We start from the raw sequence: 25,367 nt of genomic DNA on the forward strand, positions 1-25,367 counted from the left end.
TAGCTCTATAGTTTCATCTTCTGTTACCAGCCCGACATCAATTCCCTGGATTGAGAATAAGTCTGACTGTCAAAATACTAATAGAACCTGGCAGGATGATAAGTGTTGGGATTATGAACATAGATCGAGGTTTTAAATCTTTGCAATTTACTCAAATCATAGTTATTACTTAGTTCCAACTTCTGCCATCACCGTTAAGCTGCATCTACCAGAAAATCATAGCTTTTCAAACTAAAAATCTCATCAATTAACTCAAATGATTTTCAAAAAAACTATATATTTTAAAAGAGATAACTTGAGTAAAATAATATAAAAAATCAGAATAAAATTAATCCTAGAAAACACTGATGCTTTTTAAAAGCATATAAGTAAAAATGTTGCTTACATCTTTTATAAATAAAGATAATTTATTTCAAGGCATCTATACATAATGTTCATTAACTCTCTCAGTTCTGATAACTTACAACAGACTATCATTCGTCACCCGCTCATTGTTAACTCTGAGATTCTGCTTCCCGATGTGATTGCCCTGATTAATGAAGCACAAGGTAATTGTCATGGCTTGCCAAACAAAAATAGCAATTATTTGACAAACTCAAGTAGAGATATAGACAGCACTGCATCTCAAGCTGCCAGTTGTGTTTTAGTTATGGAAAACTCGCAGTTAGTAGGGATACTTACCCAACGAGATTTAATTAAACTAACAGCACAAGGAAAGAATCTAGAAGGAATCAGCGTTTCCCAAGTGATGACAAGGGAGTTAATAACACTGAAGATAAAAGATTTTAAAGATGTTTTTACGGCGTTACATTTGCTAAGGCAACATCGGATTTGCCATCTACCTATTGTTGGCGAGCAAAGAGAATTAATTGGATTGGTTACTCCTACGAGTTTGCTGACAGTTTCTATTCTACAAGCAGAACTATACAATTATACACGAGTTAAACTTGTAGAACGCCAGAAAATCGAGGCAGAATTGCGATTGGAGCGTAATTTTGTTTCTACCGTTTTGAATCTAGCAGATGCTTTAGTTATCGTACTAGATTCTCAGGGGAGAATTGTTCGGTTCAATCATACTTGCGAACAAGCTACAGGTTACGCATTTGATGAAATTAAAGGAAGATTTGTTTGGGATGTGTTGCTGTTACCTGAAACAACAGCATGTATCAAAGATATTTTTCAAAATTTAGCAACCAAAGAATTTCCTCAACGTTATGAAACTTCTTTAGTAACTAAAGATAGCGATCGCCGCTTAATTTCTTGGTCAAATAAAGTTTTACTTAATCGGAATAATCAAGTTGAGTATATAGTCTGTACAGGTATTGACATCACTGAAAGCCGAAAAGCACAAGAGGAACTCCAGCAGACTCGCAACTTTTTACAGTCAATGATTAATAATTTGCCTGTGGCTGTCTTTGTTAAAGATGCCAAACCAGAAAATTTTGGGAAATTCAAGCTCTGGAATCACACCTGCGAAAATATTTTTGGTATTACCGCAGAGCAAGCTATTGGCAAAACAGGTTACGAATTCTTCCCAAAAGAACAAGCAGATTTTTTCTACCAAAAAGACCTCGCAACTTTTGCTAGCGGTTTACCTAAAGATATTTCTGAAGAACCTATTGATAGTCATAATTTTGGCAGAAGAATTTTACACACGACTAAAATTCCTTTGTATGACAAAGATCAACAACCCGAATACCTGTTATGTATTTCCGAAGATATTACAAAATACAAACGAGTAGAAAAAAATCTACAACAAGCAAAAGAGCAATTACAAACAGTTTTAGATGCAGTACCAGGGTTTGTTTCTTGGGTAAATGATGATGGGTATTATTTAGGAGTTAATCGCCATTTAGCTGAAAGTTTTAACCTGACTACCGATGCTTTTGTTGGTCAAGAATTGGGCTTTATGGAAAACAGCCCGCAATTTACAGAATTTATGCAGGAATTTTTAGATGGGCAAGATGTAGCAGATTCTCAGGTTATTGATGTCCAAATAAATGACAAAACACGCAATTACTTACTCGTCGCTCAAAAATATCAACAAAACAAAGCTGCGGTTGCAGTCGGAATTGATATTACAAAACGAAAACAAGCTGAAATAGCCTTACAAAGTTTGATAGAAAGTACAGCTTCTACAACTGGATGTGACTTTTTTCCAGCATTAGTTGAGCATATTTCTTCTACTTTAGATGTTCGTAACACTTTGGTGACTGAATTAATTGATGGGCAAGTTCACACTTTAGGATTGTGGTCTGATGGGCAGTTACAACCAAATATTTCCTACGATCCAAAATCAACTCCTTGTGAAATTTTGCTCAAGGAAGGATTTTATTACTGTGGTTCAGGAATTCAGCAACTCTTTCCTAATGCTGAAATATTGACTACTATGCAGTCCGAAAGTTTTATGGGAGTTATTTTAAGTGATGATTTTGGTCAACCGATTGGCTCATTGTGCATCATAGATGAAAAACCTATACCTGACCAACAAAAATTTGAAGGAATTCTCAAAGTATTTGCAGCCAGGGCATCTGCTGAACTGCAAAGGCAACGAGCGCAAGAAGCTCTACAAAAACTTAATCAAGATTTAGAAGTCAGGGTTAAGCAACGCACTTTAGACTTACAAAAAAGTGAGGCAGAACTTAGTGCTATTTTTAATCAAGCAGCGGTAGGAATTAAACTAGAAACTTTAGATGGTCGTTTTCTGAAAGTTAATCAAAAGTTGTGTGAAATTATTGGCTATAACCAAGCAGAAATTCTGAATAAAAGTTTTACTGACATCACACATCCAGAGGATATACAAACCCATCTAAATAAGTTGCAACAATTAATAGCAGGAAAGGTAGAAACATTTTCTCTAGAGAAGCGCTATTTACATAAAAATGGTGATGCAATTTGGATAAATCTAACAGTTTCTCTAATTCGAGATCCTATTGGTAAACCTATTTATGTAATAGGGGTAGTTAAAGATATACGCGAACGCAAACAAGCTGAAGAAAATATTTGTAAGGCTTTAGCAAAAGAAAAAGAACTCAGTGAGTTAAAATCTCGTTTTATTTCTATGACTTCCCATGAGTTCCGAACCCCTTTAGCTGTAATTACTTCATCTGCCGGTATCTTAAAAAGTTTTAGTCATAAACTAGATGAACAACAAAAGCAGAAACATCTCCAGTGCATTCAAACTTATGTTCAACACACTACTCAACTTTTAGATGATATTTTGCTAATTAATAAAGCTGAAGCTGGAAAATTAGCATTTGAACCAACTTGTATTAATTTAGTTGATTTCTGTCGCTCTTTAGTAGAAGAAATTCAACTCAGTTCTCCCAGGCATACTCTAGCTTTCTGTCCTCAGCACTTGGGTAATTCATCAACAGATGATTACTTTATGGCTTGTATAGACAAGAAACTTTTGCGACAAATACTGAGCAATTTGCTTTCAAATGCTGTCAAATACTCACCAGACAACAATAATGTTCAAATTGATCTATTAGTTCAAGATCAAAGCGCAGTTTTTTTAATTAAAGATGAAGGTATTGGTATTTTACCGGAGGAACAGCAGAATTTATTTGAACCATTTTACCGAGCTAGTAATGTTGGTAATACGCCAGGAACAGGATTAGGCTTGGCAATAGTCAACAATTGTATAGAGCTTCATAGAGGAAGAATTAGCTTTGCTAGTCAAGTTGGAGTCGGTACGACATTTAGGGTAGAACTGCCACTAACCATAACCAATGTCATTCAGGAAAAACATCTCGATATGTTATTAGTAAATAATTTTAGGGAACAATAAGCTAAGGCATATTATTTTGCATCTCATATAGTTTACCAAATATACCTAGTAGAAATATGCAATGAGGTTTTACAACAGCTTTTACAAGACTTAGTTAATCCGCTTTTAAATATCAATATGGCAATCTATATGCTTAAGAAAGCTCGATCAGATTTTGAGTGCGATCGCTACTTGAATATCCTACAACAAGAGTATGCGAGAAAAATGCTACTTTTGAATTAAATGAAGAATTTACAAACATTATTAATCCCAAAAAATTCCATTTCTTGAACATAGTAAATAGTATGTAATTATACAGTAATTAGTTAAATAGCAATATTTCAGTATTTATACTTTGGTCACGAATGGAATTATCTGGTATTATTGAAAGTTAATTTTTCTTTTTCAGAAAGGTAGACTTTCTATAGACTTTAGATCATTCTAGACCAATCAAAATAATATTTTTATTTCTACTAATCGTAGTATGAATACAATTTTAATCATAGAAGATGAACCCCAAGTCAGACTAAACATTCAGGAAATTTTACAACTTTCTGATTTTGAAACTTTGATAGCTGCAAACGGTAAGATTGGCTTAGAAATTGCTCAAGCAAAATTACCAGATTTAATTATCTGTGACATTATGATGCCTGAGTTAGACGGTTATAGTGTGCTTTCTGCTCTGCGTCAGAACGAAGCAACTACCAATATTCCTTTAATATTTGTAACTGCTAAAGCAGAGCGTTCAGATTTTCGCCAAGGGATGGATTTTGGCGCTGATGATTATTTAACTAAACCATTTACTACTGAAGAACTACTCAGTGCGATCGCTTCTCGTCTTAATAAGCACGCTTCGACTGAACGCCAAACTCAAGCCAAACTAGACGAACTCAGAATGAACATTGCTCATTCATTACCTCATGAACTAAATACTCCTTTAAATGGTATTCTTGGTATGTCACAGTTTTTAATGGAAAATTGTGGCATTATACCTGGCTCTGAAGAAGTCGAAATTGCAGAAGTAATTTACACCTCTGCCAATCGCTTGAATGAATTAGTTAAAAGATTTTTACTATATAGTAATCTGGAATTAATCGCTAAAAATCCTGAAAAAGTAAGTCAAATCCAAGAACAAAGAGATAAATGTCTTGCTGAGAGAATTATTAGTGAAGTCGCTCTCAAAAAAGCTACAGATAACTGTAGGCAAAAAGATTTAACTCTAGATATCCAAGAATCTACAGTACAACTGCCAGAAGAAAATTTAAGTATTCTTATTGAAGAATTACTTGAGAATTCTTTTAAATTTTCTTTACCAAGTAGCGAAGTTCAAGTTAAGACTACAGTGGAAAATAATAAATTTAATTTATATGTCATTGATAATGGTAGAGGGATGACAATTGAAGAAATTGATAAAATTGGAGCCTTTGTACAATTTAATCGAAAGTCATGGGAACAACAAGGCTCTGGCTTAGGGTTAGCTATTGTTCAGCATATTGTGAAATTATATGGTGGGGAATTTACAATTGATAGCAGCATTCCTGAAAAAAGAACTATTGTAAGTATTTGTTTGCCCTGCTAGGATAAGCGGGCAATCCGATTAGATAGGGGGTAGGGGGCAGGAGGAAGAAAGGTACAAACCTTGTGCTTTGTTGTGGGCAAAAAGTTAGAAACACATAGTAGAACTTACGCACTCGTGACGAAAAATTAAGCCTTTGTGATTACTTCTCTACGAGAGGATGCACCAACGCTCGTAATGCGTAAGATTCTAGTCCGTGCATAAGTCCTGCTAAAGTAAAGTACAGCGGAAAAGAATTTCTTGCCCAGTCCCCAATCTCGGTAAAGGGCAAGACCTGTTGAATTTACAACAAAAATATTAATAATCAAATCACTACATTAGAGTTCAATTAACTTGAAGCCCCAAGGTTTGAGGGCTGCTAGAGCTAGTTCTGGATCTACGCCTTCATAAGCTTCCCATTCCAAAGGATGCTCTTTAGGATGTCCATCGCCAACATTGCCTGCAACTTTGATTATCGGACAGTTGGCGATGCGATCGCGCTCCAACCCTCTTGGAATCGCTAGTTCGATTTTGTGCCCGATAAACTTCGCTGTACTATCATTAGCTACAGATTCACGGATCAAACAAATATCACCCGCAGTTCCCCAAGTAGTTTGGTAAATGTGGAGAAACGATATATAGGTTGCTGGTTTGATGGATCTTTTTAGAACGTGCATTATCTGTAATCCTTATACTATGAGTCAAAAATCATAAATGATATAAGTATTTTCTATCACGTTCGTAGGGAAGAATGTTCTTAAATCACATTTTGCACCTAGTCCAGGCGATTAGAAACCGCCTGGTAGCGGATGTGAAGCTTAAAATACGATAATTGCCCACATACTAGCTCCCAAAGCGATCGCTGCTAGGTGTTGCCAAAGGAGCGCTCTTACTGGTTGCTTTGCAATTTTTTGCGTTAATAATATAGTCATTAACACGGAGAAAATGATCGTTGTACCTTGTAAAAAGGCAATGACTGCCGGATGAGCAACCAATATTGGCAGTTGTTCACCACCCATACCAAGAGTAGCAAAGGTTACAGGTAAAATCCGCCCACCTTCGCCTAAGCCCAAACGCAGATAGTGAGCCAAGTTTCCTCCCAATACCAATGGTAAGTAGCCATAAGCAAGTTCTACAAATTTTCGAAGCTTACGGTTAAAATTTAACACTTGGAGCAAGCTATAAGCGGCAAAGGTAAAAATCGCTGGGATAATTAACACTAGCAACGATAATCCCAAGTGCTGCCAAAACTGAGTTAAATCCACTTGTAACCCCAACCAAGATAGCAATTCTGGCAAGCGATGCAGATATATCCCACCCAACAGCAAAAATAGTAATGCTACTTCATAGGTGCGGGGTACATGAGTTGTCCACAGTTCAATACCAGGGGGACGCAAGTTGAATTCAACAGAACGATGAGGACAGGCTTTGAGGCAAGTCATGCACAGTACGCAATCTCGGTTATCTTCTAACTGCGCTGGGTGAGAATATAAAGGACACCCATTCGTTTCCAGCCCTTCGCCCTTTTGCGGGCCACCCTTATAGCACTGATAGGTAGTGCAACTGGCAGAACAAATACCTTGCTGTGCCCGGAGTTCTGTCATGGAAAGTTTGGCAAATAAACCATTCATCCCGCCGATGGGGCACAGATATCGACACCAAAACCGCCGCTCAAAAAGAGCCGAGAAAATCATCGCCCCAGCAGTAATTAACAGCAGCAAACAAGCGCTAAGGTAGGCAGTATTTTCTAAATGCCAGAGTTCTTCCCATAAGAAAATTAGGGAAAATAAACCAAACATGAACCATCCGCCCCATTTCTCGGCTTGTTCTCTCGGCCAACGCTTGAGTTTTCGAGGCCAGAGCCAGAGGGAGAGCTTTTGGGTAATTTCTCCATAAATCATGAAAGGACAAACAGAACACCAGATACGACCCAAAAAGGGAAAGAGAAATAAGAAGAAAGGCCACCACCAAGCCCAAAATAGATTTAATACGAAATTGCGATCGCGGGTTTGTGGCCCAATAAATAAGACTGCAACAATAATCGCAAAAACTGTTGCAGTAAAACCATAATTAATGCGATCGGGCCACCAAGGACTACGTAAAAACCGCCGTAAAGGCGGATAGGCATTTAACAGATTCAATCGAAATCGTTTTTTCTTCGTTTCGGCTGGCCAGAAAATTTCTTCTGTTAATTCATTAGCACCCTCTGCTTGCACGATCGCTCTTTCTACGAGATTTTTTAATTCCTTGAGGTTGCCAGGGAAATCATAAGATTGTAGGCGACGCAAGGCTTCGGGGGTAATATGCGGTCTAGAAACGCCTCTAGAGCGAGTGTAGAGACTAGTATAATATTCAACCTGTGCCTGAATATCAGCTTTCCGCACCCGTAGCGGTGGGACTTTAATAATGTGACCAACAGAACGTTCAATTGTTGGCTGAGTTTTTTCTGAAACAATCAGAATTCTGGCTTTACTAGGGCGAGGTTGGGCGGCTGGCTCACCAGAACGACTGGCAGGTGTATATGTCCCAGTTTTGAGCAACTGTGTCACGGGAGCTAATAATTCTTCGGGCAATTCTTGGATGTTGTTGAGAACGAGAGTACCTTCCCCCAACCATTCCAATAGTCCTGCTTTACCGCCAGCGCGACCGAATAAATCTGCACCACTAATTTGAAGAATCCCACAATTGACTTTAATAATTGGTTCTCGCCGTTTTGGCGACCCAAAGTGGATGAGAGCTGCTATATTGTCTTTTTCTAAACCTGGTTCTCCGAAAATATCCACTGATTTGCGGTCAGCAGCCGCTTCGCGAATTTGTTCCCGCAGCCGCATAGCATAACGACTTGTACCGACAATTCCCCGTTGCGCTTTGGTAACTAAATAGGGTCGCAAAGCTACGGAACGTTCTTGCTCATAGCTAAGTGCAGATGTTACTTGAGCTAATTCTTGAACCAATTGGCGAGAAAAAGCCTGAGTAATATCGGGGTATTGGGTGACTAAAGCCCGAAATTTAGCAGCAGGTATAACCCACAAGTGACATTCTGTCACCGTGGTAATTGTGAATGGAGTTAATTCTTCCAGCAGCAATTGTTTGAGTTCAATTACCGATCCGGGGAGGAATCCACAAGCTAAGGCTGGATTGGTGCTATTGCTTTCGAGTTGACCTTCCACGAGAATATAAAGGGCTTCTGGAGGAGTGCCTTCGCTAACTAAGTCAGTTTCGGCACTCACTACTTGTTCTTCAATCACTTGGGCGATCGCATTTAACACTTCAGGTGAGAGAATCCCTAAACTGGTGCGTTCTTGTAGCCATATAACCGTTTCTGGAGATGTCATTCTAAGTTCTCCGTGTAGGCTGTTATGTATAACAAGTATTAATTATCCCTTGAAAGCTGGTTCAAGAATTCATAATTTAGAACGAAGTTCAGATTGGACTACACTTTACCTTTTCCCTTAATTTCTCCAGTAAGTTCCAAGACCTGTTTTCATTCTCAGAGATAAATAGAGGAAGCCAGTAGACTGCTTTCTCGATCAACCTATTACTATCATTATTTAAATCTTCAATTAATTTTAATACTGACTTAAATCCCAGTTTAGGAATTGCAAAATCTAACCACAATTTAATAGATTGAGCATTGGATTCTAAAACTCCATAGCTAAACATTTTTGTAACATAATCTCTTGTATGCAAGACTTTCTTTGCTATTACAATAGTAACTAGGCTTTTTTGTTCAACCATGCTCTTGATAATTTCATATACTGCAACTTCCGGTATTGATTTCAGATAATCTAAAATTACCTTTTCTTCCTGAGAAGTTAAGGATCTATAAGTACTAGTCTGTATTAATTCTTGAACACGATCATTCATAAGTTATTGTCAAAATCCATAAGGTATGAAAAGGTTTAATGGCAAACCAGCATTACCTGCTGAATTAGCTGATGGTTTGTAGTAACCAGAAGCATTATTCCAATATTTAATTTGACCTTTATTATTTTTATTATGACCAAAGCGAATTTGACCTGCAAAGGCAACGTTGTTACCTCTTGCAATATCAATATGACTTCCGAAACTAAATTTTTGCCTTGCTATATATATCTGGCCTCTCTGTACTACAAAGTTATACTCACCATTAGGTGTAAACACTTTTTTGTGAGGTGTTTTATATCTCCACTTCTTGCCATCAAAGAAAAGTTCATTACGTCGAATATAACTAGGAATATCTTCGGGATATAGATTCGGAAAATATTCTACTCCTGAACTACCTTCTGATGGCAGTCCTGAATCAATAGTATGCCAAGGGCTAGGAAATAGTGCAGAATATTTTGGTACGTAAGAAAGTCTAAGTTGCACATCTGGTAAATTAATTTTAACAATCGATTCAGGAAAATTATGGCACTATATCTAGACTCTGCGATCGCATCGGAAGCTGAAGTTGTTAAACTTTGGGGATGGGTGAAAGGCATTACCACAAATCCCACGCTGTTGTCTCAAAGCGATACCCCACCAGAAACCACGCTCAAAAAATTGGTTGCCTTGACAAATGGGCCGTTATACTATCAACTTGTGGCAGCTGATAAAGCTGAGATGCTAGCTGAAGGTAGAAAAGCTTTCGAGATTATTGGTTCACAAACAATTTTGAAAATTCCCGCAACACAATTAGGGTTTGAAGTGGTGGCGAGTCTATCACCAGAAATTACCTGTTCGGTGACAGCGATTTATAGTGCAGCACAAGCAGCAGTAGCGCGGGAAGCAGGTGCTAAAATTGCGATCGCTTATGTAAATCGCGCTACCCGGTTGCTAGGTGACGGTATTGCTTTAGTGCGGGATATGGCTAGCGTCCTCAAAGGTAGTGATACGGAAATCTTGGCAGCTAGTATCAAATCTCCTGAAGAAGCAGCCGCATCGTTGCAAGCCGGGGCGGATCATTTGACTTTACCATTGGCAATGTTGCAGGCGATCGCAACTCATGAATTCTCACAAAAAACTGTTGAAGAATTCGCTAAAGGAGGCATTGGCTTAACTAATTCGTAATTATTGGGTTTGAGTTTCACATCAAATTGTCAAATGTCATGAATAAGTGAATTTAGCTAAACTATTAAAGTCAAATAGCGAGAAGATGAAGAGTAAGAATATTTTAATTCGAGATGCAAAATCAAGTCAAATATTACAGTATGCTGGGCAAAAACGAGGCAAATCAAGATTTTGAAACCCAGGATCGGTAGCTTTTGTTTGTGTAGACGCGGTTTCTAACCGCCGTTTCATATTAAGTTGACACCAATGCATTTTATGTCAACCCTACAAACTATAAATTCTCAGTTTAAAAATCAATTTTCATCTTGAGAGAGATTCCGCCAACTCGATTGATTATCTCACTTCCATCAACTACTTTAAAGCCGAATCGTTTATATAAAGTAAATGCCGGATTTGTTGCTCTGGAACTAAGTGATATTGATGGATAAGATGTTTTGGCTACTGCTAGCAAATTTGTGAGTAACTGCGTTCCTATGCCTTGATTTCTATATTCAGAAAGAATTGCTATTGCTAACTCAGGAGTGCAATCATCAACATAGCCATATCCTTTATTTTTACCTGTGAATAAACGCAGCCATGCGGCTCCTACTGGCTGATTACTGCTTTCCAAAATAGCGACGAAGCCACTATCATCCTTACATCCCCAATTTTTCACATATTTTGCCAAATCAGGATTATTCTTCGCATCTTGCACTGTCAGATTACCTTCTTCTACCAGATGGGCAGCTTCGTAAAGCATTTGCCAGAGAAAAGGCTCATCTTCTTGTGTGAGTGGACGAATAGAATAATCCATCAGGCAAAGTTAGGGCAATCTACTCAGTGGTGTTGCTAAACCGTCAATGCTAACGAGATTTTTCTGCTGTTGATATTCTCGAACTCCCTCTTCACCTTTTTTATTAGCCCAGTTTACTAAAGTCTGGCGTTGACCTTGATATTCATAGAGTGGTATACCAAAACCACAGGAGGTCTGGATTTTTTCAATGTCAGCGACGATAATTTGACGAGTTCCAGGTATCGGCAAAAACAGAGAATACAGCGAGTCCCAGTCTGGAGAACTCGGTAAAATCGTGGTTCCTTGACCGTAAAGACGCAGGATACATGGAGGTTCTTCAAAGGCACAAAACATGAAGGTTATCCGCCCATTTTCTTGCAAATGAGCTGATGTTTCGTTACCACTGCCTGTAAGGTCTAAATAACCTACTCGGTTGGGAGAGAGAATGCGAAAGCAGTTAAAACCTTTAGGAGAAAGGTTAACATGACCTGTAGGACTCAAAGGTGCAGAGCCAACAAAAAAAAGGTGTTGGGCAGCAATAAAGTCTTGCAGTTCGTTAGTGATACAGTCAAACAATTTAGACATAGACTGTCTGATTTATATTTGAAAATTTCTTATGTTCCCAGGCTATGTTTTAGCTAAGAATCTAGCAAGGACTAATTGCCGATGTGTGGGCAAGGGGGAAAAGTCTTATTGTCTGATGTATCGACTAGCCATTTGGATAGCATCAGCAATATCGACATCACCATCACCATCAGCATCCAAAAAGGAATTCAATACAGGATTTCCGCCAGCTTGGGGATTCTGGCTATTAGCACCTGATTGGAGAAAATTTAGTACCAAAGGTACGGCTAAAGGCAGCAATTGTTGAACTATACCAGCATCTAATCCAGTGCGTTGGGCAGCAACTTCAGCTACCTGTTGTTGTATCTGAGGAGAAAATAGTGAATCGACGGCTTCGGGGTTGGGAGAAGTACCAGCATATTGACTGACTAGATTTTGTGCGGCTTCATTACCATCTGTAGCTTGCTTGTCTTGTAGTGTAGAACGCACTTGACCACCAACGATTGACAAAACTGATTGGATGGTAGAAGGGTCTGCACCTGTGCTTTTGCTCAATTGTTGTACACTGTTAATAATACTTCCTAGTTGACCTAAGCTGCCCTGTTGATTGGGATTAGTGACAGCACCAAGAATTTGATCGAAAAGTCCCATAAGTTTGTTTCTCTCTTTGTTCTCAAAAACCTTGTCAAAACTGGTTTGGAGTTTTTTATCACTGACTTTCATCAGTCTACTAAAAGATTAGAACACTTAAAATTTCAAAAGCTACTAGCTCAAGGATGAGAAATCGGTAAAGCGATACTTGCGGTGGGCAAAGCGATCGCAAACTCTGTTCCTTGATTTAACTCAGATTGGCAGGTAAGTTTACCCTGATGTTTTTCTACCACAATTTGATATGCGATCGCTAGCCCCAAACCGGTACCAATGCCTCGCGGTTTGGTTGTAAAAAATGTTTCAAATATCTTTTTTTGATTTTCTGGTGAAATACCAGGGCCGTTGTCTGTTATTCGCACGATCGCTAAATCATTCTGACAGCATTCTGTAATAATAGTAATTTCAGCTAAAAATTCGGGATTCTCAGCTAATTTTTCCTCTAAGGCATCGATGGCATTGCTGAGAAGATTCATAAATACCTGATAAAGTAAACCTGTATAGCCTGGAATCGCTGGAATCTCTCCATAGTTGCGAATCAGGCTAATCCCATTCTTCAGGCGATTATTGAGAATCAACAGTGTACTATCTAAACAAGCATGGAGGTCTACTAACTGCGCTTCACCATCATCTAAACGAGAGAAATCTTTCAAACTCCGCACAATTTCTCGTGTGCGGTCAGCGCCAACTTTCATTGAGTTGAAGAGTTTTGGTAAATCTCCTTCCAAAAACTCTAAATCAATTTCTTCTGCTATTGTTTGCACTGCTGCGGATGGCTGAGGAACTTCGGTTTTATATGTTTGCAATAAGGTTAATAGGTCGTCAGTATAGGTTTTTGCGTGTACGAGATTGCCAGAAATGAAATTTATTGGATTATTAATTTCGTGGGCCACACCAGCAAGCATTCTTCCTAAACTAGACATTTTCTCACTTTGAATCAGTCTAATTTGGGACTCGGCTTGCTGTTCTTCTAAAAGGTGCTTCACCAGTTGGATAAGTTGATTAAGGGAGCTAGTTAAAGCCCCTATTTCATCTTGGGCAATTACAGGTGCTTGCAAGTCAAAATTAGCTTCTTGGGTAACTCTTTGGGCAATATTTGTCACCGCATTGATGGGATAGGCGATGATTTTACTTGTGTAGAAAGCTAAGATAGCTGCGATCGCCACTGACATCAGCATACTAGCAATAATAATCTGAGTTTGGATTAACGCAGCCTTTTTTTGGGATAGATCAGCCTGCTCTTGGCGTTTTTGAAGCGTTTTAGCAAAGTCGGCTAACTCATGGGCAAACTGATAAAACTTGAGAGCATCCTGACTTTGGCTGAATGTCGAGATTAATTGCTGCGCTTTTATCGCTCCCTCTGGCTGTAAACTTAATGGCAAAATTTTCCGAATCAGCCCCCTGAGTTGTTCAAAATATTCGGCGATTGGGCTATTATGTTTTGTGAGGAGAGCTTGTAAATCTCTTTGCGAATTAGTTTGACTAAATTCCTGCACTTGAGAAAGCAACGTTTCGGTTTCTGCTAGATCACTTTTAAAATTAGAAACTCCCCTTTGCAAAGCTTGCTGCTGCTGCAAAAAAGGCACTATTTCTTGCTTGTGGATCTGGATTTCCAACAGTTTGCCTTGCAGACTACTTAACAAACTTCCTTCTTCATCTATCAAGCTCATCTGTTGTCTAGCTTGTTGAAAATAGCGATCGCCTATTACCAACCCCGTCGTTATTCCCAAGACTGCAATACCCAAAGCCAGTCCGTACCCACAAAAAATTTTTTGCCGAATACTAAGCCTGTGGAATTTTTGTTGAACCCAGGTAAAGTATCTTAATTCAGGTGTCGCAATCATGGTAAAACTCGCTGTTGAATTTTTTCAGTCGGTGTTTTTTCATCAAAAACAAGAAATCCAGCCGCAAGTCAGTGAGAACACATCTGATACAAAATGCGCTCTTAGTTTATCAAAAGTTGCTTTTTTCTACCCTAGCGAAAAATACTGAATTTATGAAGATTACAAGTATCTACTTCCTGAATTAACTCGCTGCGTCTCTTCTTTGGAGATGACTCGCTCTCAGGGTTTGCGTAGATTGCTGTAAAAATTTTCAATCATCAAACCAGATTTATGGATTTAGATAGTAGAGAAACAAATTTCTAGTAAAAAATGACCTTTAATTCTTGGGTTATCTGTCCCCAAACAAATCCTCAAGCCAACTTGCGTTTATTCTGCTTCCCTTATGCTGGTGGTAGCTCGGCAATTTTTCGCACATGGCCTAATAATCTACCTAGTAATGTTGAAGTCTGTGCTGTGGAATATCCAGGACGGGGAAAACAGATTAATTCAGCACCATTTACGCGATTAGAACTTCTTGTTGAAGCGATCGCTCCAGTTCTCATTCCATATTTAGATAAGCCATTTGCCTTTTTCGGTTATAGTATGGGCGGATTAGTTAGCTTCGAGTTAACCCATCTACTTCGCTCTCAGTATAGTCTTGCTCCCTTTCACCTCTTCATATCTGCTCGTCGCGCCCCACAAATCCAATTCACAAAACCACTTCTCCACCTCCTATCAAACCATGATTTACAGGAGGAACTACGCAAGCTGAACGGCACACCCAAAGCAGTACTAGAGAGCGCAGAACTGATGGAAATTTTTCTCCCGATTTTACGGGCAGATTTTGCCGTTCTGGAAACTTATATTTACACTCAAAAACAGCCATTAGAATGTCCTATTACTGTTTTTGGTGGTTTGCAAGATCAAGAAGTTAGTCATGAGGCTCTGCAAGCATGGCGAGAGCAGACAATCGCTGCTTTCTCGTTACATGAGTTCAACAGCGATCACTTTTTTATCCATTCACATCAACAATTATTATTGAAACTTATATCTCAAGAATTGCAAATGCGTCAGCGCAGTTCGTAGTAGACATCATACGAAGAAGCAGTTATAGCGGTTCCCATTCAGATGAGGTATAACAATCGTAAGGTGTAGGGGTACGGAAGTGCCCATTGGTGTCAACTTAACGGGAAATCGGCGGTTAGAAACCGCGTCTATTGCCCCATCCCTGCAAGAGATAACAATCACAATCTCGTAGCTTTTGCATAGAGTGGGATTTTCATCTAGGGAAAGTTGCACATCGCGTTAACTCCTAACTCCTAACTATCTAACGCTGAGGCGAGTGAGGAAAATACGTAGGCGATCGCTTTGAGGATTGGTCAGTACTTCGTAAGCTGGGCCTTGTTCTGTCACAATACCTTTATCTAAAAATATCACCTGATGGGCTACTTCTTTTGCAAACTGCATTTCATGGGTAACAACCACCATTGTCATCCCTTCTGCGGCTAATTGCTGCATTACTTGCAAAACTTCGCCGACGAGTTCAGGATCTAGGGCGCTGGTGGGTTCATCAAATAGCATAACTTGGGGATTCATGCATAAACTGCGGGCGATCGCTACTCGTTGTTTTTGTCCGCCAGAAAGTTGTTCGGGATAAGCAGAGGCTTTGTCAGATAAGCCAACTTTTTCTAAATATAACCTCGCTAGTTGGGCGCTTTCTTTCGGTGTTTTACCCAAGACTTTCCGAGGTGCGAGTGTCATATTTTCCAGGACGCTGAGATGGGGAAACAGGTTGAATTGCTGGAAAACCATGCCTACTTGTGTTCGTAGTTCCCGCAGTTGGCTATAGTTGACAGTGGGCCTAGATAAGTTGATGCCGTTGATGATTAAACGCCCGTTGTCAATGGTTTCTAGACGGTTGAAGCAGCGTAGTAGGGTACTTTTACCACAACCAGAAGAACCGATAACTGCAACGACTTCTCCCCGGTTGATTTCGCCGGTGATTCCTTTGAGAACTTTCAGGGAACCAAAGTTTTTTTCGATATTGTCAAAAATAATCGCGGGGATGGTATTGTTCATTACTTATGTCAAGCTGCTCTAAAGTTGATTGTAAGGTTTTCAGGCTACCGCAGAGGCGCAGAGGGAGAGAGAAAATAATATGGCTAAATTTAGTTTTATCCGTTGGCTGCACTTATTTCTAGTTATAAGTTTTAGCTGTTTGTTACTGGTTAGCTGTGCTGTCAACTCTAGCGCGGGGAAAACTCTGCGGGTTGCTACGGAACCTGCGTTTCCACCTTTTGAGTTTAAAGGACAAGGTGGTGAGTTGCAGGGTTTTTCGATTGATTTGATGAATGCAATTGCTACTGCTGCTAACTTTAAAGTGAATTTTCAAAGTCTGCCTTTTGATGGCATTATTCCAGCTTTAGCAGCCAAAACGGTAGATGCAGCCATTAGTTCGATCACGATTACCGAGGAGAGGGCGAAGACTGTTTCTTTTTCCCGCCCCTATTTTAAGGCTGGGTTAGCGATCGCAATTCGCACAGATAATCAAGATATTACTGGTTTTGACAGTCTCAAAAATAAAAAAATTGCAGTACAAATTGGTACAACTGGGGCTGCAAAGGCTAAAAGTGTTCCTGGGGTACAAATTCGCAGTTTTGATTCTGCGCCTTTAGCTTTACAAGAATTGCTTAATGGTAATGTGGATGCGGTAATTAATGATGCACCTGTTACTTTATATGCAATTAATACGGGAAATCTCCAGGGAATTAAAGTCGTACAACAATTGCTGACGGAGGAGTTTTACGGGATTGCTACAGCTAAAAATTCACCGAATTTAGCATTAATAAATAATGGTTTAGATAGGCTCTTGAAAAATGGTACTTATTCCCAAATTTATCAAAAATGGTTTAAAGTTGAACCACCTCTATTACCAACTAAATCGCAATTTGAAAATCAAAATAACACTGGCGCGCCTAAAATATTAACTTCGATTGGCGTGATTTTGCAGGCTTTACCAAGTCTATTGCAGGGTGCATTGGTAACATTGCAATTGACGATGCTTTCTGTAGTATTTGGTTTAATTGGCGGTTCCCTGATTGGTATTATTCGCCTTTCTCATATTGCGCCTGTGCGTTGGGTGGCGAGGGCGTATGTAGATTTTTTCCGAGGAACGCCTTTGTTAGTACAAATTTTTATGATTTACTTTGGATTACCTGCAATTTTGCAAGAACTTGGTTTGACATTTACTTTCGATCGTCTCACTGCTGGCGTAATTGCCTTAAGTTTGAATAGTGCTGCATACATTGCCGAAGTTGTCCGTGCTGGGATTCAATCGATTGAAACAGGACAAGCAGAAGCAGCACAATCATTAGGTTTAAGTTCTATACAAACCATGATTTATATCATCTTTCCCCAAGCTTTTCGGCGGATGATTCCACCTTTGGGTAATGAGTTTATCAGTTTGTTGAAAGATACTAGCTTAGTTTCTGTGATTGGGTTTGAAGAATTACTACGTAAAGGACAGTTAATTGTTGCTGACAATTATCGTGCCTTTGAGATTTACGCAGGTGTAGCAGTGGTTTATTTATGTTTGACATTACTTTCTTCACAGGCATTTAGCCGCTTAGAAGTGTGGATGAATCCAGTTAAAAGCCAGAAAAAATATGACAACTAATAATTTTTATTAGGGTTTATTAGCACCTGAATAGATGAAATAAACAGCTTATTTATTAACAGATAGTTTCAGATAGATGATAATAATCGCAATAGCATTTGGAGTATTTTCTCGTGTTATGGCTACTTACATCAGCTATCATATCAATGGTGCAACTGGGGTTGCATTGTGGTGTTGCAAATCTTGTTGTTTCTCATAGCAATGATTTTGCACCTAAACATGAGTTACTGGTAAGAGCAAAGACAGCAAGAAAATACTGACTGATTCAGGATGAAAGAGCCTTTGCCATTTATGTAACCTACATTCCGCAGGTGTGAGGGCGAAATAAGTGTCGTTTAAAATTGTAGTAATTGGTACTTCTTTAGGCGGATTATCAGCATTGAAAATTATTCTGAGGAATTTACCAGTAGATTTTCCTGTGCCGATCGCGATCGTGCAACACCGTCACAAAGAGTCTAGTAACACACTCCAAGATTTATTACAAGAATCTACTTTGTTGAAAATTCGCGAAGTGGAAGACAAGGACGAAATACAAACAGGATATATCTACATAGCTCCAGCAGATTATCACTTACTGGTTGAACCAGGTCACTTTGCCCTTTCGACTGATGAGCCTGTTTCTTATGCCAGACCGTCTATTGATGTGCTGTTTGAGTCGGCAGCCGATGTCTACACAGAGGAAGTTATTGGTGTAATATTGACAGGAGCAAACCAAGATGGTATGCAGGGTCTTAAGAAAATAAAAGCGCGGGGAGGAATTACTATTGTACAAGAACCTACCACAGCGGAGAGCGACATTATGCCAGAAGCAGCAATTTCTGCTGTTACAGTAGACTGGATTTTGACACTCTCAAACATTGCTTCTCAGATGGTTAAACTTTGTCATTCATCACAGAAATAAACCGATGCAGATGGAACCCAAAGTCAACATCCTCCTAGTGGATGATAAACTAGAAAATTTGTTGGCACTAGAGGCAATCCTAGAAAAACTAGGGGAAAATCTTGTGAGAGCTACTTCTGGGGAAGAAGCTTTGCGGTGTCTGCTGCATCAAGACTTTGCAGTGATTTTGCTGGATGTGCAAATGCCTGGGATGGATGGCTTTGAAACTGCTACCCTAATTCGCAATCGGGGGCGATCGCGTCACACTCCAATTATCTTTCTCACCGCTTTTAGCACCAGCGACCAAATGCTGTTTAAAGGCTATGCCTTGGGTGCAGTTGATTATTTGCTCAAACCATTAGACCCCAATATCTTGACTTCTAAAGTCACAGTATTCGTAGAACTTTTTAAGAAAACAGAAGCCGTCAAGGAACAAGCAGCGCAGCTGGTAGCTGTGAATACTGAACTCAGACAAAGTGAAGAACGATTCCGATCGCTAAGTACCTGCTCGCCAGTCGGGATTTTTGAAACTGATACTGAAGGCAACTGTAAATATACTAATCCCCGCTATCAAGCAATTTGTGGCTTGATAGCGGCAGAGAGTTTAGAAAAGAGATGGTTGGAATCTGTTCATCCAGAAGATAGAGAACGAGCGATCGCCAGTTGGTCTGCTTACATTTGTGAAGGTCGGGACTACTCAGAAGAATTTCGCTTTCAAACTACTCAAGCTAGCATCCGTTGGGTTCAAGTCCGCTCATCACCGATGCTTTCCAGTCAAGGAGAATTGCTGGGATATGTAGGCACTCTTGAAGATATTACTGAACGCAAACAAGCAGAAGAAGTCCGCGCTCAAGTAATTCGAGAACAGACGGCAAGACAAGAGGCAGAAGCGGCAAATCGGATGAAAGATGAGTTTCTGGCTGTTCTCTCCCATGAACTCCGCACACCCCTTACCTCGATGCTCGGCTGGTCAAAAATCCTCCGCGCCAAGAAACTTGATGAAAAAGCCACCTCCCGCGCCTTGGAGGCGATCGAACGCAACGCCATATCTCAGATGCAGCTAATTGAGGATATCTTGGATGTATCCCGAATCATTCGCGGTCAGTTGCGGTTAAACGTATCTGCGGTGAATCTAATTTCGGTGATGGAGGCAGCCTTAGAGGCAGTGCGTCCCCTCGCAGAGCCAAAAGATATTCAATTAAATACTATCCTGGATACAACGGTCGGGTCAGTTTATGGCGATCCAGCCCGTTTACAGCAAATAGTTTGGAATCTACTAACTAATGCCATTAAATTTACCCCTAAAGGTGGCAGAGTGGAAGTTAAGCTGTCAACCTATTTTGGATTTTCGATTTCAGATTTTGGATTGGGATCTGATAGTGAAAATTTAGACTCTTCAAACACTGATGAAAACAGTAATCTAAGATCCCAAATTTCAAATTCAAAATCCCAGTATGCTCAAATCCAAGTTATCGATACAGGCATTGGTATCAGTTCCGAGTTTTTACCCAAAGTATTTGAGCGTTTTCGCCAAGCAGACAGTACCACAACGCGATCGCACAATGGCTTAGGACTAGGACTCGCGATCGTCCGTCATCTAGTAGAACTGCATAAGGGTACAATCCTTGCCCAAAGTTCAGGTAGTGGACAAGGAGCAACCTTTACGGTGAGACTACCACTACTACAAGACAATAGGGGGAATAGAGAAGCAACAGGAAAAGTTTCCTTACCCATAGCATCTACGCCCCTGGCTGGATTAAGAGTTTTAGTTGTAGATGATGAGACAGATACCCGTAACTTTCTCAGTTTTCTGTTTGAGGAATATGGGGCTTTTGCCACTGCGGTAGGATCGGTTGATGAAGCCCTAGCAGTACTTGAACAGACAAAACCAGATATCCTAGTTAGCGACATCGGTATGTCAGAGCAAGATGGTTATACGCTAATTCGGAAACTACGCTCTTTAGAACCAGAAAAAGGCGGACGCATCCCAGCGATCGCTTTAACAGCATATACGCGCGAAGAAGACCGCTTGAAAGTCCTTTCAGCAGGGTTTCAGCAGCATTTATCTAAGCCGATTGACCCTAATAAATTGATTGCTGCGATCGCCAATGCATTAGAACTGCCTCTGGAAGTTCCAGTGAGTTGATTTGGGATTGGGGATTGGGGATTGGGTACTGGGGAAGAAGCAAGGGAGAAAGGTTTTCCCCTCTACGCCCTGCACCCCGCTCCTCTGCCTCTTTTCAATGTCCAATGCCCAATCAAGACGAAGTTAGAGCGTGTTTTTTCAGTTCGTCTAGAGAAACCACTTCCAAAGCTCTGGCATGGGTTGCTGAAAGTATTACAGGTGGGGCAACGCCAGCTTCGAGAGCTTCTTGCCAGCGAGAAGCACACAAACACCAGCGATCGCCAGGCTTCAATCCAGGAAAATTAAAATCAGGAACAGCTGTGCTAAGGTCGTTTCCCCGCGATTTGGTAAACTCCAGGAATTCTGGTGTTACTTGGGCACATACAACATGCGACCCGAAATCTTGACCACCTGTACGACAAAAACCGTCGCGGTAAAATCCCGTCACGGGAGAGGTACAGCAAACCTCTAGGTTTCCATCGATTACATTTTTAGCGTCTGTCATCGTTAATTTAGGGTAACTGAAACTTTTTGTAGCAGACTAGACAAAGTAAGTCTCTACCTAGATAGAAGTTTGAGGTCGGAATACTTGCCACACTTCAAACAAGTGCCTTCTAAGTGAATTGTTCCAACTTTGACTTTTGCTTTCATTTGGGGTTTGGGGATTCATTCTGACTCCTGTACCATTGCACCACAAATACTGCCTTAATGCTCTATCTTTTCCTGCGCCATTGCAATCTGTACAGATTTTTAATGTCTGAAGTTTATTATTCATCTGGGGATTCTATAAAGCCCTCAGATGCCGACTTCGCACTCGTTCAGCACTACCAGTAGGAATCGCAGCAATTAATTTTTGCGTGTATTCCTCTTTGGGTTCTTGGTAAATGCTTTCGGCTGTGCCTTCTTCAACAATTTGACCGCGATTCATCACTAAAATGCGATCGCTCATAAATTTCACTACACTTAAATCGTGAGAAATAAAAATATAAGTAAGCTGAAAGTCTGACTGTAACTCTTTAAGAAGATTTAATACCTGCGCCTGTACAGAAACATCTAGCGCTGAAACTGATTCATCGCAGATGATAAACTTAGGATTCAATGCCAAAGAACGGGCTATGCAAATCCGTTGGCGTTGACCCCCAGAAAACTGATGCGGATAGCGGTTACCTGCATCTGCACTCAATCCTACCCGTTCTAAAAGTTCCACTACGCGCTGGCGTCGTTGTTGCTTGGTCTTCCCAACGGCGTGAATTACCAAAGGTTCCATCACCGCATCGCCAATCCTCATCCGAGGATCGAGGGAACTAAAAGGATTTTGGAAGACTATTTGCATTTCCCGCCGCAGTTTTTGCAACGGTTCTCCTTTGAGGCTGGTAATATCTTGGTTCTCAAAGATAATCTGACCACTCATCGGCTCAATTAATCGCAGCAAGGTTCTGCCAAGAGTGGTTTTACCACAACCAGATTCTCCCACCAAACCTACTGTTTCTCCTGGTTTGACATCAAAGGAAACGCCATTAACTGCCATATTGTAGCGTTTTGTCCCACCAAACACCCCGCGCACTGGAAAACCAACTTTCAGGTTGCGGATTTGCAGCAAGGGTTCCTTCTGATTGAAGTTTGCCAATCTTGCAGCAATCTCTTCGATGGTAACTTCTGTGGGTTGTGCGGGTTCTTTCGCTTGAATTACTACTTGTCCCGTTGGTGTCTCTTCTGCACTCATGTAATCAGAAACGGTGAGTAACTTTTGGGGACGGCGGTTGAGTGAGGGGCGACAAGCGATCAAACCTTTAGTATATGGATGCTGGGGATTGCTGAAAATTTGCTCAGAACTACCAGATTCGACAACTTTGCCTCTATACATCACCGCTACTTCGTCAGCAATTTCTGAAATTAGCCCTAAGTCGTGGGTGATGAAAATCATTGCCATGTCACGGCTTTGCTGTAATTCTCGTAACAAGTCCAAAATTGTAGCTTGCACCGTCACATCCAAGGCTGTGGTCGGTTCATCGGCAATTAAGATTAATGGGTTACAAGAAATTGCCATTGCAATCATCACCCGTTGCAACTGACCCCCAGAAAGTTCATGAGGGTAGCGTTCTAGCATGGCTTCTTTGTGTTCTTTAACCAACTGTGACAACTTTGATGGTTCTAGTTTCGATGAAGTTTCGGTATACTGTTGTTGGATCTCCTCATCGCTAGGTAGGAGTTTTACCTCTTGTAGACCTGCGATCGCAATTTGTCTTGCTTGGGCTGCTGACACATTTTGATGTCGCACAATCGCTTCTGTTAGCTGAAACCCAATGTCATAAACCGGATTAAGCGAACTCATCGGTTCTTGAAAAATCATGGCGATGTCGCCACCCCGGTGTAACTGCATTTGTTCAGGAGGCAATTTTACCAAATCGATTGCTTTGCCATTCTCCTGCGGACGAAACCAGATTTCACCGCCAGTAACTATACCGGGAGTTTGCAACAAGCCCATCACAGCTAGGGCTGTCACCGATTTACCACTCCCCGATTCTCCTACTATTCCTAGAGTTTCACCTCGATGCAGGCTAAAGGAAATACCATCCAAAGCTCTGTTAATGTTGCCATCACCGGGAAATTCAACTTGTAAATTGCGAACCTCTAGGACAGTTTCTCTCATAGGAGTTAGGTATGAATATTAACTTAAAATTATTTGGATTTTAACAATAGTTTTGATGTATATGTGAGTAAATTTGGTTTTTATACTTTTTGGCAGTTTCTCACATACTTCCACAATATACACGCATTTGCGATGTAGAACTGGTTGCGATCTCTGCAAATTGCGATCAGCTCATGTATTTTCGCAAAAATATTGCATAGGCGTAGCCCGTCGTAGACATTGTACTATTCCTTACTAGTTTGTATCAATTTTTTCTTGAATTAGATCGTCCATTGGTGGATGGCGACCAATTTCTTTATCAGCTGCACGAATATTGATAACCCGTTCCCAATTTAAGGCTAATACAGTGACAGTTACTCGTCCAATAGGTGTCAAACCAACAATTAATAGTCCATCCACAAGACCAAATAAAATGATCGCTCCAAATGTGCTGTCGCGGATTAAACAGTAAAACTTCTTCTCCAGATTGAAGATCAGTTGCCATAAGCCGATTTGTCTTCCTGCGATTGCAGTGAAAACAAGCCAACGCCAGATTTTCCAAATTATCTGTTCCACCCAATGACAACGGCATAATATGATCTACCGTGAACTGCACATATTGCCATTGTTCAGATGCATGACAGTATTCACACAAGCACTTGGCACGTTTATGTACCTGCTTTTGTATAGATTCAGAAATCTTGCTGCGAGAAGACACAATTTATTATGCCTGCTGAGTTGGAGCAACAGCCAAATTACGAATTGTGCGATTTACAAAGCTTATATAATCGTCAATTTCTTCGTACCCATCAAGTTCTTTTTCTTCCTCTACGCTAAGTTGAGTGTTTTGCTGTTTCGCCAATAATTCTTCAATGCGACTTTGAACAGTAGTGGATGCTCGAAAAACTGGAATACCTTCCTCCAAATCAATCCGAACCGCGCCCTCAATGGGTAGTGTTGTTGGAAGACTATTAATTTTCGGTGGCAGAGAAATGGTCATAGCTGTGCTAGAAAATTAATTGATTAAGTAATTTTGATTGTAGCTTACATGGAAAGATAGAGAGTTGGTGAAATCAGAGTAGGTAAGCGATGTCTCACGACAAGATGCAAAGCATCAACGCAGACAAAAAAATAGCACATCCTCAAGGATGGCTATTTGTAGAAATTGTCTAATGTAATGTTAGTTAGCAAATTGAATACACGCTCAACTAGCAACTTTTAGAACGGAATGTCATCTGGATCTGGTTCTTGCTCTTTCACTGCTGGATAAGTGGTTCGCTCATAATTTGTGGGTTGGGGTACAGGTTCGTAACTTGGCGCTGGAATAGGTGCTGGACGTGCTGCTGACTCGTAAGTGGGAACATCTTTCTGTGCAGGACGAGATGATGCTGGTTGTCGTGGAGCAGTTTCAGTGAATGATGGGGTTACGGTTGCTGAGGGTAATGGATCGGTATTAAAACTACCTCCAACAGATTGAATTTGCTGCACCGTCAATTCAGCGCGTTTTTCTTTAAAACCTTCTTGACGCTCAACAGTATTCATCGTTAAACGTCCTACCAAGATGACGCGATCGCCTTGGTGGTAGTTTTGCTGAATTTCTGTCGCTAAATTCCCCCAGCCGACAACTTTCAGGGTGGCTGGCGGATCTTCTGGTTTCTGGGAATTGGGAAACTGTACCAACATTTCCGTGACTCCCAAATTATCTGCTGTATAGCGGAGTTGCGGCTCGTTAATAATTTCCGCCATTAAAACGCAACTGTTCATTAAAATTACTCCTGACTGCAAAAAGTGCTGATTGAAAAAGAGAGGGTTTTCTATGTAGTGCCAATTAATATCTAGATATGTTTAATTGTTTGCATTTTTTAATAATATTTGAGCAAATTTTCTCACAG

At 40.3% G+C, this 25,367-nt stretch carries 21 protein-coding genes; 7 read left to right on the forward strand and 14 right to left on the reverse strand.

What is annotated here, in order from left to right; genetic code table 11:
- Positions 1-430: 430 nt before the first annotated feature.
- Positions 431-3,793, forward strand: a complete 3,363-nt coding sequence (locus V7L31_RS10395) for a PAS domain S-box protein (protein WP_334696146.1) — start codon at positions 431-433, stop codon at positions 3,791-3,793.
- A 463-nt stretch (positions 3,794-4,256) separates the two neighbouring features.
- The gene (locus tag V7L31_RS10400; RefSeq protein ID WP_334696147.1) at positions 4,257-5,351 is read left to right on the forward strand and encodes a hybrid sensor histidine kinase/response regulator; all 1,095 of its coding nucleotides are present in this window, start codon (positions 4,257-4,259) and stop codon (positions 5,349-5,351) included.
- Positions 5,352-5,665: 314 nt separating this feature from the next.
- On the opposite strand, the gene V7L31_RS10405 is transcribed toward V7L31_RS10400, so the two are convergent.
- The 4 genes from V7L31_RS10405 to V7L31_RS10420 all read right to left on the reverse strand — a co-directional run bounded on the left by V7L31_RS10405 (position 5,666) and on the right by V7L31_RS10420 (position 9,677).
- Complete coding sequence (locus V7L31_RS10405; RefSeq protein WP_179066344.1) at positions 5,666-6,004, reverse strand: hypothetical protein; 339 nt, start codon at positions 6,002-6,004, stop codon at positions 5,666-5,668.
- A 141-nt stretch (positions 6,005-6,145) separates the two neighbouring features.
- The gene (locus V7L31_RS10410) at positions 6,146-8,662 is read right to left on the reverse strand and encodes a sigma 54-interacting transcriptional regulator (RefSeq protein ID WP_334696148.1); all 2,517 of its coding nucleotides are present in this window, start codon (positions 8,660-8,662) and stop codon (positions 6,146-6,148) included.
- Positions 8,663-8,750: 88 nt separating this feature from the next.
- Complete coding sequence (locus V7L31_RS10415; protein ID WP_334696149.1) at positions 8,751-9,194, reverse strand: hypothetical protein; 444 nt, start codon at positions 9,192-9,194, stop codon at positions 8,751-8,753.
- A gap of 9 nt (positions 9,195-9,203) precedes the next feature.
- Positions 9,204-9,677: a hypothetical protein gene (locus V7L31_RS10420; RefSeq protein ID WP_334696150.1), complete on the reverse strand. Its 474-nt coding sequence runs from the start codon at positions 9,675-9,677 to the stop codon at positions 9,204-9,206.
- A gap of 39 nt (positions 9,678-9,716) precedes the next feature.
- Between V7L31_RS10420 and V7L31_RS10425 the strand changes: the two genes are divergently transcribed.
- Positions 9,717-10,358, forward strand: coding sequence for a transaldolase family protein (locus tag V7L31_RS10425; protein WP_334696151.1), 642 nt, complete (start codon positions 9,717-9,719; stop codon positions 10,356-10,358).
- Positions 10,359-10,644: 286 nt separating this feature from the next.
- On the opposite strand, the gene V7L31_RS10430 is transcribed toward V7L31_RS10425, so the two are convergent.
- The 4 genes from V7L31_RS10430 to V7L31_RS10445 form a co-directional block, all read right to left on the reverse strand.
- Complete coding sequence (locus V7L31_RS10430) at positions 10,645-11,151, reverse strand: GNAT family N-acetyltransferase (RefSeq protein ID WP_334696152.1); 507 nt, start codon at positions 11,149-11,151, stop codon at positions 10,645-10,647.
- 9 nt (positions 11,152-11,160) lie between these two features.
- Positions 11,161-11,715, reverse strand: coding sequence for a pyridoxamine 5'-phosphate oxidase family protein (locus V7L31_RS10435; RefSeq protein ID WP_334696153.1), 555 nt, complete (start codon positions 11,713-11,715; stop codon positions 11,161-11,163).
- 105 nt (positions 11,716-11,820) lie between these two features.
- Entirely contained in the window at positions 11,821-12,345 is a 525-nt protein-coding gene (locus V7L31_RS10440) for a DUF937 domain-containing protein (protein WP_334696154.1), read from the reverse strand.
- Positions 12,346-12,464: 119 nt separating this feature from the next.
- Positions 12,465-14,186, reverse strand: a complete 1,722-nt coding sequence (locus V7L31_RS10445; RefSeq protein WP_334696155.1) for a sensor histidine kinase — start codon at positions 14,184-14,186, stop codon at positions 12,465-12,467.
- A gap of 309 nt (positions 14,187-14,495) precedes the next feature.
- On the opposite strand from V7L31_RS10445, the gene V7L31_RS10450 reads away from it, so the two are divergent.
- Complete coding sequence (locus tag V7L31_RS10450; protein ID WP_334696156.1) at positions 14,496-15,251, forward strand: thioesterase II family protein; 756 nt, start codon at positions 14,496-14,498, stop codon at positions 15,249-15,251.
- Between the two features lie 237 nt (positions 15,252-15,488).
- Here the strand turns inward: V7L31_RS10450 and V7L31_RS10455 are convergent, their stop codons facing one another.
- A complete protein-coding gene (locus V7L31_RS10455) occupies positions 15,489-16,244 on the reverse strand; it encodes an amino acid ABC transporter ATP-binding protein (protein ID WP_334696157.1) in 756 nt (251 codons plus the stop codon).
- Between the two features lie 79 nt (positions 16,245-16,323).
- Here V7L31_RS10455 and V7L31_RS10460 point away from each other — a divergent pair, with 79 nt between their 5' ends.
- From V7L31_RS10460 to V7L31_RS10470, 3 genes are all read left to right on the forward strand, one after another.
- Positions 16,324-17,841: an ABC transporter permease subunit gene (locus V7L31_RS10460; protein ID WP_334696158.1), complete on the forward strand. Its 1,518-nt coding sequence runs from the start codon at positions 16,324-16,326 to the stop codon at positions 17,839-17,841.
- A gap of 328 nt (positions 17,842-18,169) precedes the next feature.
- Complete coding sequence (locus V7L31_RS10465; RefSeq protein WP_334696159.1) at positions 18,170-18,742, forward strand: chemotaxis protein CheB; 573 nt, start codon at positions 18,170-18,172, stop codon at positions 18,740-18,742.
- 4 nt (positions 18,743-18,746) lie between these two features.
- Positions 18,747-20,867 (forward strand): hybrid sensor histidine kinase/response regulator, encoded by a 2,121-nt coding sequence (locus V7L31_RS10470; RefSeq protein ID WP_334696160.1) that lies wholly within the window; start codon positions 18,747-18,749, stop codon positions 20,865-20,867.
- A 112-nt stretch (positions 20,868-20,979) separates the two neighbouring features.
- On the opposite strand, the gene V7L31_RS10475 is transcribed toward V7L31_RS10470, so the two are convergent.
- The 5 genes from V7L31_RS10475 to V7L31_RS10495 all read right to left on the reverse strand — a co-directional run bounded on the left by V7L31_RS10475 (position 20,980) and on the right by V7L31_RS10495 (position 25,239).
- Positions 20,980-21,351 carry a DUF2237 family protein gene (locus V7L31_RS10475; protein ID WP_334696161.1) on the reverse strand — a complete coding sequence of 124 codons (372 nt, stop codon included), beginning with the start codon at positions 21,349-21,351 and terminating at the stop codon, positions 20,980-20,982.
- A gap of 279 nt (positions 21,352-21,630) precedes the next feature.
- Positions 21,631-23,496, reverse strand: a complete 1,866-nt coding sequence (locus tag V7L31_RS10480; RefSeq protein WP_334696162.1) for an ABC transporter ATP-binding protein — start codon at positions 23,494-23,496, stop codon at positions 21,631-21,633.
- Between the two features lie 298 nt (positions 23,497-23,794).
- Positions 23,795-24,067, reverse strand: a complete 273-nt coding sequence (locus tag V7L31_RS10485) for an HNH endonuclease (RefSeq protein ID WP_334696178.1) — start codon at positions 24,065-24,067, stop codon at positions 23,795-23,797.
- A gap of 132 nt (positions 24,068-24,199) precedes the next feature.
- A complete protein-coding gene (locus V7L31_RS10490; RefSeq protein ID WP_334696163.1) occupies positions 24,200-24,475 on the reverse strand; it encodes a hypothetical protein in 276 nt (91 codons plus the stop codon).
- 218 nt (positions 24,476-24,693) lie between these two features.
- Positions 24,694-25,239 (reverse strand): single-stranded DNA-binding protein, encoded by a 546-nt coding sequence (locus V7L31_RS10495; RefSeq protein WP_334696164.1) that lies wholly within the window; start codon positions 25,237-25,239, stop codon positions 24,694-24,696.
- Positions 25,240-25,367 lie beyond the last annotated feature (128 nt).

The organism is Nostoc sp., from assembly GCF_036916655.1.
Taxonomy (GTDB): Bacteria; Cyanobacteriota; Cyanobacteriia; order Cyanobacteriales; family Nostocaceae; genus Nostoc.

What these genes read in the sequence shown, in the direction of transcription:
- V7L31_RS10445 (WP_334696155.1), bottom strand. Translation starts at nt 14,186, where the DNA reads ATGATTGCGACACCTGAATTAAGATACTTTACCTGGGTTCAACAAAAA.
- V7L31_RS10485 (WP_334696178.1), bottom strand. Translation starts at nt 24,067, where the DNA reads ATGCCGTTGTCATTGGGTGGAACAGATAATTTGGAAAATCTGGCGTTG.
- V7L31_RS10470 (WP_334696160.1), top strand. Translation starts at nt 18,747, where the DNA reads ATGCAGATGGAACCCAAAGTCAACATCCTCCTAGTGGATGATAAACTA.
- V7L31_RS10410 (WP_334696148.1), bottom strand. Translation starts at nt 8,662, where the DNA reads ATGACATCTCCAGAAACGGTTATATGGCTACAAGAACGCACCAGTTTA.
- V7L31_RS10395 (WP_334696146.1), top strand. Translation starts at nt 431, where the DNA reads ATGTTCATTAACTCTCTCAGTTCTGATAACTTACAACAGACTATCATT.
- V7L31_RS10460 (WP_334696158.1), top strand. Translation starts at nt 16,324, where the DNA reads ATGGCTAAATTTAGTTTTATCCGTTGGCTGCACTTATTTCTAGTTATA.
- V7L31_RS10495 (WP_334696164.1), bottom strand. Translation starts at nt 25,239, where the DNA reads ATGAACAGTTGCGTTTTAATGGCGGAAATTATTAACGAGCCGCAACTC.
- V7L31_RS10405 (WP_179066344.1), bottom strand. Translation starts at nt 6,004, where the DNA reads ATGCACGTTCTAAAAAGATCCATCAAACCAGCAACCTATATATCGTTT.
- V7L31_RS10400 (WP_334696147.1), top strand. Translation starts at nt 4,257, where the DNA reads ATGAATACAATTTTAATCATAGAAGATGAACCCCAAGTCAGACTAAAC.
- V7L31_RS10450 (WP_334696156.1), top strand. Translation starts at nt 14,496, where the DNA reads ATGACCTTTAATTCTTGGGTTATCTGTCCCCAAACAAATCCTCAAGCC.
- V7L31_RS10430 (WP_334696152.1), bottom strand. Translation starts at nt 11,151, where the DNA reads ATGGATTATTCTATTCGTCCACTCACACAAGAAGATGAGCCTTTTCTC.
- V7L31_RS10475 (WP_334696161.1), bottom strand. Translation starts at nt 21,351, where the DNA reads ATGACAGACGCTAAAAATGTAATCGATGGAAACCTAGAGGTTTGCTGT.
- V7L31_RS10415 (WP_334696149.1), bottom strand. Translation starts at nt 9,194, where the DNA reads ATGAATGATCGTGTTCAAGAATTAATACAGACTAGTACTTATAGATCC.
- V7L31_RS10480 (WP_334696162.1), bottom strand. Translation starts at nt 23,496, where the DNA reads ATGAGAGAAACTGTCCTAGAGGTTCGCAATTTACAAGTTGAATTTCCC.
- V7L31_RS10435 (WP_334696153.1), bottom strand. Translation starts at nt 11,715, where the DNA reads ATGTCTAAATTGTTTGACTGTATCACTAACGAACTGCAAGACTTTATT.
- V7L31_RS10455 (WP_334696157.1), bottom strand. Translation starts at nt 16,244, where the DNA reads ATGAACAATACCATCCCCGCGATTATTTTTGACAATATCGAAAAAAAC.
- V7L31_RS10425 (WP_334696151.1), top strand. Translation starts at nt 9,717, where the DNA reads ATGGCACTATATCTAGACTCTGCGATCGCATCGGAAGCTGAAGTTGTT.
- V7L31_RS10490 (WP_334696163.1), bottom strand. Translation starts at nt 24,475, where the DNA reads ATGACCATTTCTCTGCCACCGAAAATTAATAGTCTTCCAACAACACTA.
- V7L31_RS10440 (WP_334696154.1), bottom strand. Translation starts at nt 12,345, where the DNA reads ATGGGACTTTTCGATCAAATTCTTGGTGCTGTCACTAATCCCAATCAA.